This is a genomic window from Pseudomonas sp. C2B4 (genome assembly GCF_013359695.1).
Taxonomy (GTDB): domain Bacteria; phylum Pseudomonadota; class Gammaproteobacteria; order Pseudomonadales; family Pseudomonadaceae; genus Aquipseudomonas.
The window spans coordinates 44,231-57,741 of sequence record NZ_JABFMU010000006.1 but is presented as its reverse complement, the minus strand read 5'-3'; the positions used below and the strand labels follow the sequence as shown (position 1 = coordinate 57,741).

Sequence of the window (13,511 nt, the reverse complement as noted above, 5' to 3'; positions counted from 1 at the left end):
CACAATGGGCGGCCGAGGCCGCCCGCAAAAATTCAAACAAGGACATTCAATGCCCGCTCTGCCATGGACCTGCCTGTCCCTCCTCTCCCTCGGCTACGGCATGGCGCTCGCCTACGGTCACCTTGGCGGGTTCGCCACCCTCTCCGTTGCGTTGCTATTGATCGCCGGTTTCGCCGTTCGCCAACGACAGCTGCCGCTCGGCCGCTACCTCGGCCACGGTCTGTTCATCATCCTGGCCCTGGCGCTGGCGACTCACTGGCTGCCTGGCTTCTACAACGGCCGCGCCATTGCCCCACAGCGTTTCACCGACGATGCCGTGCCGTTTTCCATGTACTTGAATCTGGACAAACCCCTGATTGGTTTCTGGTTGCTGCTGGTCTGTCCGTGGATTGTCCGCCGGCGCTCGCTGCGGCTGTTCCTGACTGCAACCCTCCTGGCACTGGCCCTGAGCGCTGTGCTGGCCCTGGGCGGCGCGCTGTTGATGGGCGTCATCGGTTGGGCACCGAAATGGCCCGAGCACGCCGGGTTGTGGCTGATCAACAATCTGCTGCTGGTGACGCTGGTCGAAGAAGCGTTGTTTCGCGGCTACATCCAGGGCGGTCTGAGCCGACGACTTAAGCGCCTGCCTTACGGTGAAAACCTCGCCCTGCTGATCGCTTCGCTGTTGTTCGGCCTGGCGCACATCGGCGCTGGCTGGCAATGGGTGTTGCTCGCGAGCCTGGCCGGGATCGGTTATGGCCTGGCCTACCGCTTCGGCGGATTGGCTGCGGCCATCGCCTGCCACTTCGGTCTGAATCTGCTGCACTTCGGCCTGTTCACCTATCCGATGCTTGCCGGCTGAGACAAGGGGCATTTTGCGACGCGCCACTGATAATCGAAAAATAATCTCAACAAATCGCAAAACAGGCCGATACAGCACTTGAAAGCCTTGCGGATTAAAAAGCCATGCGTAATAACCAGCCAACTACACAACGCGAGCGGACCTTCCCGGCTCAGCAACGGTTGATCTCCACCACCGATGCCAAGGGCGTGATTACCTACTGCAACGACGCCTTCGTCGAGATCAGCGGGTATTCTCGTGAGGAACTGATCCGTGCACCGCATAACCTGGTGCGTCATCCCGACGTTCCCGCCGCGGTGTTCGCGCACATGTGGGGCACATTGAAACAAGGCTTGCCATGGATGGGCATTGTCAAGAATCGTTGCAAGACCGGGGATCACTACTGGGTTAACGCCTATGTGACGCCGGTCTTCGAAGGTAATCAGGTGATCGGTTACGAGTCGGTGCGGGTCAAACCCACCGCCGAACAGATCAGCCGCGCCGAAGCGCTCTACCAACGTATCAACCAGGGCAAGCCGGCCATTCCTGCCAGTAATAAATGGCTGCCGATCCTGCAGGATTGGTTGCCGTTCATTCTGGTCAGCCAGTTGAGCTTCATGATCGGCGCCTCGCTCAACTCCCATTGGGGATTTGCCCTGGCCGCCGGCCTGTCGGTGCCGCTGGGCCTGATGGGGCTGAGCTGGCAACAGCGCGGCATCAAGCGTTTGTTGCGCCTGGCTGAACAGACCACCTCCGATCCGTTGATCGCGCAGATGTACACCGACAGTCGCGGAACGCAGGCACGCCTGGAGATGTCGCTCCTCAGCCAGGAAGCACGCCTGAGGACCTGCCTGACCCGCCTGCAGGACACCGCCGAGCACCTGACCGACCAAGCGAAGCAATCCGACGCCCTGGCGCATAACAGCTCCTCCGGACTCGAACGTCAGCGTGTCGAAACCGAGCAAGTCGCCACCGCGGTCAATCAGATGGCCGCGACCACGCAGGAAGTGGCCAGTCATGTGCAGCGCACCGCCGATGCGACCCAGGAAGCCAATCGCCTGACCAGCCGTGGCCGCGACATTGCCGGGGAAACCCGCGAAGCGATTCAGCGTCTTTCGGTGGCGGTCGGGGAAACGGGCCTGACCGTGACCCAACTGGCCAAGGACAGTGATGAAATCGGCGGCGTGGTCGACGTGATCAAGGGCATTGCCGACCAGACCAACTTGCTGGCCTTGAACGCGGCCATCGAAGCGGCCCGCGCCGGTGAGATGGGTCGTGGCTTTGCGGTGGTGGCGGATGAAGTACGGCAGCTGGCACAACGTACCAGCGAATCCACCGGACAGATCCACGCCCTGATCGCCAAGTTGCAACAGACCGCCGGCACTGCCGTGCAAACCATGGAAGCCGGGCATCGCCAGGCCGAAGAAGGCGTGGCACGGGTACTGGAAGCGGATCAGGCCCTGGTGGGAATCAGCGAAGCGGTGGCCAACATTACCGACATGACCACCCAGATCGCTGCCGCGACCGAAGAGCAAAGCGCCGTGGCTGAAGAAATCAGTCGCAACATCAGCAACATTTCCGAACTGGCCGACCAGACTTCGGAACAAGCGCAGAACTCTGCCCTGCTGAGTGAAGAGCTGACCAAAACCGCGAATACCCAGTATTCGTTGGTGGAGCGGTTCAATCGCTGATTGATGCTGGAAATACAAAACCCGGACGGTGAAAGCCTCCGGGTTTTTTATTGCTACTTAAAGGTGATGTCGCCTGTTCGGACCTCTTCGCGAGCAGGCTCGCTCCCACAATGGATCTGCTGTGGGAGCAGACTTTGTGTCAGACCAAGATCAACTGTGGGAGCGAGCCTGCTCGCGAAGAGGCCTTGGAAGGCACAGTAAATCTCAAAGGAGAAAGGCTGCAACCTTCTCCGCCGCAGCCGCCAAATGCTGCTCATGGCTAAACCCCGAAGCCTTCAACGGCTTCAAATCATGATCCCCCGCCACCAGCCAATACACCTCGATGCTCGCTGACAGGTCGTAGCCCTCGACCGCCTCACGACTGCCCAACGCATCCCGCTCCCCCTGCACGATCAACGTTCGCGTCTTCAGTCCCGCCAGGTGCTCGACCCGCGGTTTCTCCGGTTTGCCCACGGCATAGAACGGATAACCCAGGCACACCAGTGCATCCGCACCCAGTTCATCGGCGAGCAGACTGGCCATCCGCCCGCCCATGGATTTGCCGCCGATGGCCAAGGGCCCAGCGACATGACGTCGCACCTCGGCATACACCTCACGCCAGCATTCCAGCAGCTTCGGTGCGGGATTGGGTGGTCGCTTGCCGCCATCGACACGTCGTTGCGCCATGTACGGAAACTCGAAACGCAGCACGTTGACGCCAAGCGCCGCGAGGCGTGTGGCCATGTCGGTCATCCAGTCGCTGTCCATCGGCGCACCGGCGCCATGGGCGAGGATCAGCGTCGCCGACGCAGGCACCATGGCCGCATTCCACAGCCATCCATGATCCTGCACGCACTGCGCCCATTGATCCCCGTCAATACCGGCCTTGTGCCGTTTGTCCATGCTTGCCTCGCATTTAGTCTGCCTATAACTCCAGACGAAGGGGACGTTGCCAAACGCTGCGCGCCCACTTCGGCTGAACCGTGGATGGGGAACCATGAACACTTCTATCAGTACCGCCTACAACTATAAGGTGGTCCGCCAATTCGCCATTATGACGGTGGTGTGGGGCATCGTCGGCATGGGGCTCGGGGTTTTTCTCGCTGCCCAGTTGGTCTGGCCCGAACTCAACTTCAACTTGCCGTGGACCAGTTTCGGGCGTTTGCGCCCGCTGCACACCAATGCGGTGATCTTCGCCTTTGGCGGCTGCGCCTTGTTCGCCAGTTCGTTCTACTCGGTGCAACGCACCTGCCAGACACAGCTGTTTGCGCCGAAAATCGCCGCGTTCTGCTTCTGGGGCTGGCAACTGGTGATTCTATTGGCGGCCATCAGCCTGCCACTGGGCTACACCAGTTCCAAGGAATACGCCGAGCTGGAATGGCCGATCGACATCCTGATCACCATCGTCTGGGTCGCCTACGCCATCGTGTTCTTCGGCACGGTGATGAAGCGCAAGACCAAGCACATCTATGTCGGCAACTGGTTCTTCGGCGGGTTCATCATCACCGTTGCGATCCTGCACATCGTCAACAACCTTGAACTGCCGGTGAGTTTCACCAAGTCCTACTCGCTGTACTCCGGTGCCACCGATGCGATGGTGCAGTGGTGGTACGGCCACAACGCCGTGGGCTTTTTCCTCACCGCCGGCTTCCTGGGGATGATGTATTACTTCGTGCCGAAGCAGGCAGAACGTCCGGTGTATTCCTATCGCCTGTCGATCGTGCACTTCTGGGCGCTGATCACCCTGTACATCTGGGCCGGTCCGCACCACCTGCACTACACCGCACTGCCGGACTGGGCGCAGTCGCTGGGCATGGTGATGTCGCTGATCCTGCTGGCGCCGAGCTGGGGCGGCATGATCAACGGCATGATGACCCTGTCGGGCGCCTGGCATAAGTTGCGCAGCGATCCGATCCTGCGCTTCCTTGTGGTGTCCCTGGCGTTCTACGGCATGTCGACCTTCGAAGGTCCGATGATGGCGATCAAGACCGTCAACGCCCTCTCCCACTACACCGACTGGACCATTGGCCACGTACACGCCGGCGCGCTCGGTTGGGTAGCGATGATTTCCATCGGCGCGCTGTACCACATGATTCCGAAAGTCTTCGGACGCGAGCAGATGCACAGCATCGGCCTGATCAACGCGCACTTCTGGCTCGCCACCATCGGCACCGTGCTGTACATCGCCTCGATGTGGGTCAACGGCATCGCCCAGGGCCTGATGTGGCGCGCGGTGAACGAGGACGGCACGCTGACTTACTCCTTCGTCGAAACCCTGGTGGCCAGCCACCCAGGCTTCATCGTGCGACTGATTGGCGGGGCAGTCTTCCTCAGCGGCATGTTGCTGATGGCTTACAACACCTGGCGCACCGTGCGGGCCTCGCAGCCTGCCGAAGTCGCCGCTGCCGCGCAGATGGCCTGAGGAGTCCGCCATGAAACACGAAACAATTGAGAAAAACGTCGGCCTGCTCCTGATTCTGATGGTGCTCGCCGTGAGCATCGGCGGCCTGACCCAGATCGTCCCGCTGTTCTTCCAGGACGTGACCAATAAGCCGGTGGAAGGCATGAAGCCCTACACCGCACTGCAGCTCGAAGGTCGTGACATCTATATCCGTGAAGGCTGCGTCGGCTGTCACTCGCAGATGATCCGTCCGTTCCGCGCCGAGACCGAACGCTACGGCCATTACTCGGTTGCTGGTGAAAGCGTCTGGGATCACCCGTTCCTGTGGGGCTCCAAGCGTACCGGACCGGACCTGGCCCGGGTTGGCGCGCGCTACTCGGATGACTGGCACCGGGCGCACTTATACAACCCGCGCAACGTGGTGCCGGAATCGAAGATGCCAGCCTACCCATGGCTGGTGGCGAACGCGCTGGATAGCAGCCACACCGAAACCAAGCTCAAAGCCATGCGCACACTGGGCGTGCCCTACACCGACGACGACATCGCAGGCAGCGTCGCGTCACTCAAGGGCAAGACCGAGATGGACGCACTAGTCGCCTACCTGCAAGTGCTCGGCACTGCCATCAAGAGCAAAAGGTGACTTATGGTCTTTGAAATCAGCACTGGAATGATCCGCGGCCTGGGCACGGTCGTGGTGTTCGTGGCCTTTGTCGGCCTGACCCTGTGGGTATTCAACAGCAAGCGCGGCCCGGAGTTCGCCGAAGCTCGCCTGCTGCCGTTCGCCGACGAGCCGCCATCCGAAAACAACGCTAAACAAGAATCCGCCGCAAGGAGTACCCGGCCATGACCACCTTCTGGAGTACGTGGATCTGCGTACTGACCATCGGCAGCCTGATCGGCCTGACCTGGCTGCTGATCGCCACCCGCCGGGGCGAAACCAAGGGCAGCGTCGACCAGACCATGGGCCACAGCTTCGACGGCATCGAGGAGTACGACAATCCGTTGCCGCAATGGTGGTTCATGCTGTTCGCCGGCACCCTGGTGTTTGCCGTCGGCTACCTGATTCTCTATCCGGGCCTGGGCAACTGGAAAGGCATCCTGCCTGGCTACGACAATGGCTGGACCGGCGTACACGAATGGGAAAAGGAGATGGACAAGGCCGACGCGAAGTTCGGGCCGATCTTCGCCAAATTCGCCGCCATGCCGCTGGAAGAAGTGGCCAAGGATCCACAAGCGCTGAAAATGGGCGGCCGCCTGTTCGCCTCCAACTGCTCGGTGTGCCACGGCTCGGATGCCAAGGGTGCGTTCGGCTTCCCCAACCTGACCGACAGCGACTGGCGCTGGGGCGGCAACGCCGAAACCATCAAAACCACCATTATGGGTGGTCGTATGGCGGCGATGCCGGCCTGGGGTGAAATCCTGGGTGAGGACGGCGTGAAAAACGTGGCAGCTTACGTACGCCATGAACTGGCTGGCCTGCCGCTGCCAGCCGACAGCACGGCCGATGTGAAAGCCGGACAGCAAGCGTTCAGCACCACGTGCGTAGCCTGTCATGGGGCAAACGGCCAGGGCACTGAAGCCATGGGCGCGCCGAACCTGACGCACCCGGCCGGCTTTATCTACGGTACAAGCCTGGCGCAACTACAGCAGACCATCCGTCATGGCCGCCAGGGCCATATGCCGGCACAAAGCGAACTGCTCGGCAACGACAAGGTGCAACTGCTCGCGGCTTATGTGTACAGCCTATCCCACGGCCTGAATACAGAGCGTTTGCAGGCTGAAGGCAAAAAACAGTAATTCTCGACCGCTCTGCTGCCGCATTCTCCGGGATGCGGCAGTTCCCTCCCCCTTTGCGACCCATTGTCGCACCCTTCGATAGTCCGCCTTTCGGTTCCCCTGATTCGGGTCTAAGCTTCCCCCGATGCGGACTGGCCAGCGCCGGTTCCAGGTCGACCCTGAACGATGTGTTCGACGAATCTGCCCGATGACAGGCCGCAAAGGCTGGTAGATACCGGCTGTCGCGCCAATTGCCTTCGGTCACCCAATCGTTGCGTTTGAACACACCCCGTTACATCCGACCTGACCCCCTCGCCTGATCAGTCCACCGGGACGTTTTGTCCGCGGACAATTTTGTCCCTACGCGGCGCATGGAAAGGCCGCAGAATCAGCATTTGAAAGCATTGACCCAGGTCATGGCGCGTTGCAATGACCCTACGCTTTCTACATACTTGCGGCCGATTTTTAATCCTAATAAAACACCCAAACCGTGGAACCTTAGAATGAGCACAGCAATCAGTCCGACTGCTTATAACTATAAGGTAGTCCGCCAGTTCGCCATCATGACGGTGGTCTGGGGGATCCTTGGCATGGGGCTCGGTGTCTTCATCGCCTCTCAACTGGTCTGGCCGGAATTGAACTTCGGTCTGCCCTGGACGAGCTTTGGACGCCTGCGCCCGTTGCACACCAACCTGGTGATTTTCGCCTTCGGTGGATGTGCACTGTTTGCCACTTCTTATTACGTCGTGCAGCGAACCTGCCAAACGCGACTGATTTCCGACAGCCTCGCCGCCTTCACCTTCTGGGGTTGGCAAGCGGTGATCGTCGCCGCCGGTATTACCTTGCCGTTGGGTTACACCACCACCAAGGAATACGCGGAGCTGGAATGGCCTATCGCTATTCTGCTGGCCATCGTCTGGGTCACCTACGGTCTGGTGTTCTTCGGCACCATCGTCAAGCGCAAGACCAAGCACATCTATGTGGGCAACTGGTTCTACGGTGCCTTCATCGTGGTGACTGCGATGCTGCACATCGTCAACCACGCTTCCCTGCCGGTCAGCCTCTTCAAGTCCTATTCGGCCTACTCGGGCGCGACCGACGCCATGATCCAGTGGTGGTACGGCCACAACGCCGTGGGCTTCTTCCTGACCACCGGCTTCCTGGGGATGATGTATTACTTCGTGCCGAAACAGGCCGAACGTCCGATCTACTCCTATCGCCTGTCCATCGTGCACTTCTGGGCGCTGATCACCCTGTACATCTGGGCCGGTCCGCACCACCTGCACTACACCGCGCTGCCGGATTGGGCACAATCGCTGGGCATGGCAATGTCGATCATCCTGCTGGCTCCGAGCTGGGGCGGCATGATCAACGGCATGATGACCCTGTCGGGCGCCTGGCATAAGCTGCGCACCGACCCGATCCTGCGCTTCCTGGTCGTCTCCCTGGCCTTCTACGGCATGTCGACCTTCGAAGGTCCGATGATGGCGATCAAGACCGTGAACTCGCTGTCGCACTACACCGACTGGACCATCGGCCACGTACACGCCGGCGCCCTGGGCTGGGTAGCGATGATTTCCATCGGTGCGATCTACCACATGATCCCGAAACTGTTCGGTCGTGCGCAGATGCACAGCATCGGCCTGATCAACACGCACTTCTGGCTCGCTACCATCGGTACCGTGCTGTACATCGCTTCGATGTGGGTCAACGGCATCACCCAGGGCCTGATGTGGCGTGCGATCAACGATGACGGCACCCTCACCTACTCGTTCGTCGAAGCGCTGCAAGCCAGCCACCCTGGTTTCATCGTCCGCGCCCTGGGCGGTGCGTTCTTCGCCGCCGGCATGCTGTTCATGGCTTACAACGTGTTCCGTACCGTACGCGCCTCGAACCCGGCTGAAGCCAAAGCCGCCGAACAGATTGCTGTAGTTGGAGCTCACTGATGAAGCATGAAGCAGTCGAGAAGAACATTGGCCTGCTGGCCTTCTTCATGGTTATCGCCGTCAGCGTTGGCGGCCTGACCCAGATCGTTCCGCTGTTTTTCCAGGACGTCACCAACAAGCCGGTCGAAGGCATGAAGCCTCGCTCCGCCCTTGAACTGGAAGGCCGCGACATCTACATCGCCAACGGCTGTGTCAGCTGCCACTCGCAGATGATTCGCCCGTTCCGTGCTGAAACCGAACGTTACGGCCACTACTCGGTCGCCGGTGAAAGCGTCTGGGATCACCCGTTCCTGTGGGGTTCCAAGCGTACCGGTCCGGACCTGGCCCGTGTCGGCGGACGGTACTCCGATGACTGGCAACGTGCGCACTTGTACAACCCGCGCAACGTAGTGCCCGAGTCGAAAATGCCGGCCTACCCGTTCCTCGTGGAAAACAAGCTCGACGGCAAAGACACCGCCAAGAAAATGGAAGTCTTGCGCACGCTCGGCGTCCCTTACACCGACGAAGACATCGCCGGCGCCAGGGATGCTGTGAAGGGCAAAACCGAAATGGACGCGCTGGTGGCCTATCTTCAAGGCCTGGGCACCATCATCAAAAGCAAACGGTGATCTAAATGGATATCGGGATGATTCGTGGCCTGGGCACCGTTGTTGTCATGGTGGCCTTCATCGGTCTGGCCTTGTGGGTATTCAGCCCCAAGCGCAAGTCGGAGTTTGAAGACGCGACCTTGCTGCCTTTCGCGGATGATCCCGAAGCCATCAAGCACGTCGAGCAAGCTTCTAGGAGTAACAAAGAATGACTACATTCTGGAGTCTGTACGTCACAGTCCTCAGTCTCGGTACGATCTTTTCCCTGACCTGGCTGTTGCTGTCGACCCGCAAGGGCCAGCGCACCGAAGCCACCGATGAGACGGTTGGACATTCCTTCGACGGGATCGAGGAATACGATAACCCGCTGCCGAAATGGTGGTTCATGCTGTTCGTGGGCACCATCATTTTCGCCCTGGGCTACCTGGTGCTGTACCCGGGCCTGGGTAACTGGAAAGGCTTGCTGCCAGGTTACAACTACCTGGATAACGAGAAGCAGACCGCGTTCGCCAACGGCCAGACCGGCTGGACCGGCGTTCACGAGTGGGAAAAGGAAATGGCACGTTCGGACGCCAAGTTCGGTCCGATCTTCGCCAAATTCGCTGCCATGCCGATCGAAGAAGTCGCCAAGGACCCGCAAGCCCTGAAGATGGGTGGCCGCCTGTTCGCCTCCAACTGCTCGGTCTGCCACGGCTCTGACGCCAAAGGCGCCTATGGCTTCCCTAACCTGACCGACGCTGACTGGCGCTGGGGCGGCGAACCGGCAGCTATCAAGACCACCATCATGGGCGGTCGTCACGCGGTCATGCCGGCGTGGGCTGAAGTGATCGGCGAGCAAGGCGTTGCGGACGTTGCTGCGTTCGTGCTGACCAACCTCGATGGCCGCAAGCTGCCGGAAGGCGCCAAGGCTGACCCGGTTGCCGGCCAGAAACTGTTCGCTGCCAACTGCGTGGCCTGCCACGGTCCGGAAGGCAAAGGCACCCCGGCCATGGGCGCGCCAAACCTGACCCACCCGGCCGCGTTCATCTACGGTTCGAGCTTCGCTCAATTGCAGCAGACCATCCGTTACGGCCGTCAGGGCCAGATGCCTGCGCAAGAGCAAATGCAGGGTAACGACAAGGTTCACCTGCTGGCCGCTTACGTCTACAGCCTGTCTCACGGTGAGAAGGCTCCGGCGGAAAATGCTCAGTAAGGCAAACGCTTGAAGCAACCCAAAAAGGCCCTGTCATCTGACAGGGCCTTTTTTTTGATCGATCAAATAACGACCGCCGGTCGAGCATTCGCACGGCAACGTTGCGAGCCAAGCAAGCAAGTAGTAACGTTTCTACATTAGAGCATTCAGGAGGGTCACACATGATGGCCATCACCACCATTTCCAGCCGTGAATTCAATCAGGACACAAGCGGTGCCAAAAAAGCCACGCGTCAGGGGCCGGTTTTTATCACCGACCGAGGCAAACCTGCCCATGTGCTGCTAAGCATTGAGGATTACCAAAAACTGACCGGCATCAGCGCCAACATCGTCGACTTGCTGGTAATGCCAGAAGCGGCAGAGATCGAGTTCGAAACCGAGCGTGCCGTGATCACTCATCGTCCCGTGGATTTGTCTTGATGTTTCTTCTCGATACCAACGTGATTTCTGAACTGCGCAAACCCCAGGCTGATGCGAACGTTGTCGCCTGGGCCAAAAGTACCACCGCCCCCCACATGTTCATTTCGGCCATTACCTTGAAGGAATTGGAGACCGGGGTTCTACGCATGGAACGTCGTGATCCGATCCAGGGAAAGGTATTGCGTACCTGGCTCAAGCGCCACGTCTTACCGGCTTTCGATGCCCGAATTCTGCCAATCGATGCTGCCGTGGCCCTTCGATGCGCCAGCTTGCATGTTCCGGATCGCGCCAACGAAGCAGATGCGTTGATTGCTGCTACGGCACTGGTTCATGGCTTGACCGTCGTTACTCGGAACGTCAGAGATTTTCAATCCAGTGGTGTGCAGTTGATTAACCCATGGGGCGACTGACTGTCGACACCCACAAAACCGTCCATAATTCACAAGTCAATTGATACAGGTCATTACACGGTCAGTTGATTTCCACCAACGTGACCAAAGGTCGCACCCTTGAGCTAGAGCGACAGGCGTATCATTGAGCCACTGCAACACCCCTTTTTGACCCCGGTCGGCACGTACTGACCGAGGCATTTTTCCACTGCCGTGGGATGCAACCGATGAGCAACCAGATTCCGGTACACGACGTTACCCCGCCCGCCAAAAGCGGGAGCAACAGCGTCGACCTCTACGCCTCTCGAGAAAAGATCTACACCCGCGCCTTCACCGGCATTTTCCGCAACCTGCGAATGGCCGGCGGCGCCGTGTTGTTCCTGCTGTATTTCGGCACGGTGTGGCTGAACTGGGGCGGTCACCAGGCTGTTTGGTGGAATCTGCCGGAACGTAAGTTCTTCATCTTCGGCGCGACCTTCTGGCCTCAGGACTTCATCCTGCTGTCCGGCATGCTGATCATCGCGGCGTTCGGCCTGTTCTTCATCACCGTGTACGCAGGCCGGGTCTGGTGTGGTTATACCTGTCCGCAAAGCGTCTGGACCTGGATCTTCATGTGGTGCGAAAAGGTCACCGAAGGCGACCGCAACCAACGCATCAAGCTCGACAAGGCGCCGATGAGCGCCAACAAATTCCTGCGCAAGTTCAGCAAGCACACCATGTGGCTGTTGATCGGTTTCGTGACCGGCATGACCTTCGTCGGCTACTTCTCACCAATCCGTGAATTGACCATCGACTTCTTCACCGGCGAGGCCGATGGCTGGTCGTACTTCTGGGTCGGTTTCTTCACCCTCGCCACCTATGGCAACGCCGGCTGGTTGCGCGAGCAGGTGTGCATCTACATGTGCCCGTATGCGCGCTTCCAGAGTGTGATGTTCGACAAGGACACCCTGATCGTGTCCTACGACCCGCGCCGTGGCGAAGGCCGCGGTCCGCGCAAGAAAGGCATCGATTACAAGGCCCAGGGCCTGGGTGACTGCATCGACTGCACCATGTGCGTTCAGGTCTGCCCGACCGGCATCGACATTCGCGACGGCCTGCAAATCGAATGCATCGGCTGCGCCGCCTGCATCGATGCCTGCGACGCCATCATGGACAAGATGGAATACCCGCGCGGCCTGATCAGCTACACCACCGAACACAACCTGTCCGGCCAGAAAACCCATAAACTGCGTCCACGCCTGATTGGCTATGCCGTGGTGTTGCTGGCAATGATCAGCCTGCTGGTGACCGCGTTCTTCATGCGTTCCCTGGTGGGTTTCGACGTCAGCAAAGACCGCGTGCTGTATCGCGAAAACGCCGAGGGCCGGATCGAAAACGTCTACAGCCTGAAGATCATGAACAAGGATCAGCGCGACCATACCTATGTACTTGAAGCCACCGGCCTGCCGGACCTCAAGCTGCAAGGCCGGCGTGAGATCAAGGTCGCGGCCGGCGATATCGTCAGCCAGCCGGCCGAACTGTCCGTGGCCCCGGAACACCTGCCATCGAGCACCAACGAGGTGAAATTCATCCTCAAGGATGCCGATGACGCCAGCATTCACGTTGAAGCCAAGAGCCGATTCATCGGCCCACAAAACCGTTGAGAGAAGTGATCATGCCCGCAGCAACTGCCGCAAGTCCCTGGTACAAGCACCTTTGGCCATGGATCATCATCGGGATCCTGGCCTGCTCGGTGACCCTGACCTTGTCCATGGTGACCATCGCGGTGAATAACCCGGACAACCTGGTCAACGACAACTATTACGAGGCCGGCAAAGGCATCAACCGCTCCCTGGACCGTGAGCTGCTCGCGCAGACCCTGCTGATGCGCGCCAGCGTGCATCTGGACGACGTGACCGGCGAAGTCGACCTGCGCCTGAGCGGCAACAGCCAACCGAAAACCCTTGAGCTGAACCTGATCTCACCGACACAACCGGAAAAAGACCGCAAGATCGTCCTGACCCGCAGCGAAACCGAACAGGGGCGCTACATCGGCCAGTTGAGCGACAAGATCGAAGGCCGCCGTTTTGTCGAGTTGCTGGGCAGCCAGGACGACCACGTCTGGCGCATGTTCGAGGAAGAATCGGTCAACCATGACAAGGATCTGCTGCTGGGTGATGAGCCGTTGCAGGGTGCGGAAGACCTGAAAAAGTAAAAAACTGCGCTTTGCGCATTCGCGAGCAGGCTCGCTCCCACACTTGATCCGTGTACACCGGTCCATTGTGGGAGCGAGCCTGCTCGCGAAAAGGCCCTCTCCGGCGATAGAGATTCA

General features: G+C 59.6%; 15 protein-coding genes. 14 read left to right on the top strand and 1 reads right to left on the bottom strand.

All coding sequences use genetic code 11. The features are described 5' to 3' along the window. The first annotated feature begins 49 nt into the window (after positions 1-49). Together HNQ83_RS06885 and HNQ83_RS06880 are read left to right on the top strand one after the other, a co-directional pair. Positions 50-841 carry a CPBP family intramembrane glutamic endopeptidase gene (locus tag HNQ83_RS06885; RefSeq protein ID WP_175388261.1) on the top strand — a complete coding sequence of 264 codons (792 nt, stop codon included), beginning with the start codon at positions 50-52 and terminating at the stop codon, positions 839-841. 104 nt (positions 842-945) lie between these two features. Beyond that, complete coding sequence (locus tag HNQ83_RS06880; protein WP_175388260.1) at positions 946-2,511, top strand: PAS domain-containing methyl-accepting chemotaxis protein; 1,566 nt, start codon at positions 946-948, stop codon at positions 2,509-2,511. A 204-nt stretch (positions 2,512-2,715) separates the two neighbouring features. Here HNQ83_RS06880 and HNQ83_RS06875 read toward each other — a convergent pair whose 3' ends face one another. Continuing rightward, the gene (locus HNQ83_RS06875) at positions 2,716-3,393 is read right to left on the bottom strand and encodes an alpha/beta family hydrolase (protein ID WP_175388259.1); all 678 of its coding nucleotides are present in this window, start codon (positions 3,391-3,393) and stop codon (positions 2,716-2,718) included. Between the two features lie 94 nt (positions 3,394-3,487). Between HNQ83_RS06875 and ccoN (HNQ83_RS06870) the strand changes: the two genes are divergently transcribed. The 12 genes from ccoN (HNQ83_RS06870) to HNQ83_RS06815 all read left to right on the top strand — a co-directional run bounded on the left by ccoN (HNQ83_RS06870) (position 3,488) and on the right by HNQ83_RS06815 (position 13,394). After that, on the top strand, positions 3,488-4,912 hold the full coding sequence (gene ccoN / locus HNQ83_RS06870) for a cytochrome-c oxidase, cbb3-type subunit I (protein WP_175388258.1): 1,425 nt from the start codon (positions 3,488-3,490) through the stop codon (positions 4,910-4,912). A gap of 10 nt (positions 4,913-4,922) precedes the next feature. Further along, the gene (ccoO, locus tag HNQ83_RS06865; RefSeq protein WP_175388257.1) at positions 4,923-5,531 is read left to right on the top strand and encodes a cytochrome-c oxidase, cbb3-type subunit II; all 609 of its coding nucleotides are present in this window, start codon (positions 4,923-4,925) and stop codon (positions 5,529-5,531) included. Between the two features lie 3 nt (positions 5,532-5,534). Beyond that, complete coding sequence (locus HNQ83_RS06860; protein ID WP_175388256.1) at positions 5,535-5,738, top strand: cbb3-type cytochrome c oxidase subunit 3; 204 nt, start codon at positions 5,535-5,537, stop codon at positions 5,736-5,738. Then, entirely contained in the window at positions 5,735-6,688 is a 954-nt protein-coding gene (ccoP, locus tag HNQ83_RS06855) for a cytochrome-c oxidase, cbb3-type subunit III (RefSeq protein ID WP_175388255.1), read from the top strand. The genes HNQ83_RS06860 and ccoP (HNQ83_RS06855) overlap by 4 nt, the downstream gene beginning before the upstream one ends. Positions 6,689-7,170: 482 nt before the next feature. After that, entirely contained in the window at positions 7,171-8,613 is a 1,443-nt protein-coding gene (ccoN, locus tag HNQ83_RS06850) for a cytochrome-c oxidase, cbb3-type subunit I (RefSeq protein WP_175388254.1), read from the top strand. After that, complete coding sequence (gene ccoO, locus HNQ83_RS06845; RefSeq protein ID WP_175388253.1) at positions 8,613-9,221, top strand: cytochrome-c oxidase, cbb3-type subunit II; 609 nt, start codon at positions 8,613-8,615, stop codon at positions 9,219-9,221. Before ccoN (HNQ83_RS06850) ends, ccoO (HNQ83_RS06845) begins: the two co-directional genes overlap by 1 nt. A gap of 5 nt (positions 9,222-9,226) precedes the next feature. Then, a complete protein-coding gene (locus HNQ83_RS06840) occupies positions 9,227-9,412 on the top strand; it encodes a CcoQ/FixQ family Cbb3-type cytochrome c oxidase assembly chaperone (RefSeq protein WP_003175465.1) in 186 nt (61 codons plus the stop codon). Further along, positions 9,409-10,392 carry a cytochrome-c oxidase, cbb3-type subunit III gene (ccoP, locus tag HNQ83_RS06835; protein ID WP_175388252.1) on the top strand — a complete coding sequence of 328 codons (984 nt, stop codon included), beginning with the start codon at positions 9,409-9,411 and terminating at the stop codon, positions 10,390-10,392. The genes HNQ83_RS06840 and ccoP (HNQ83_RS06835) overlap by 4 nt, the downstream gene beginning before the upstream one ends. Before the next feature lie 164 nt (positions 10,393-10,556). Then, the gene (locus HNQ83_RS06830) at positions 10,557-10,811 is read left to right on the top strand and encodes a type II toxin-antitoxin system Phd/YefM family antitoxin (RefSeq protein ID WP_175388365.1); all 255 of its coding nucleotides are present in this window, start codon (positions 10,557-10,559) and stop codon (positions 10,809-10,811) included. Continuing rightward, the gene (locus HNQ83_RS06825; RefSeq protein WP_175388251.1) at positions 10,811-11,221 is read left to right on the top strand and encodes a type II toxin-antitoxin system VapC family toxin; all 411 of its coding nucleotides are present in this window, start codon (positions 10,811-10,813) and stop codon (positions 11,219-11,221) included. Before HNQ83_RS06830 ends, HNQ83_RS06825 begins: the two co-directional genes overlap by 1 nt. 206 nt (positions 11,222-11,427) lie before the next feature. After that, a complete protein-coding gene (gene ccoG / locus HNQ83_RS06820) occupies positions 11,428-12,843 on the top strand; it encodes a cytochrome c oxidase accessory protein CcoG (protein WP_175388250.1) in 1,416 nt (471 codons plus the stop codon). Positions 12,844-12,854: 11 nt separating this feature from the next. Then, a complete protein-coding gene (locus tag HNQ83_RS06815; RefSeq protein WP_175388249.1) occupies positions 12,855-13,394 on the top strand; it encodes a FixH family protein in 540 nt (179 codons plus the stop codon). Positions 13,395-13,511: the final 117 nt, after the last annotated feature.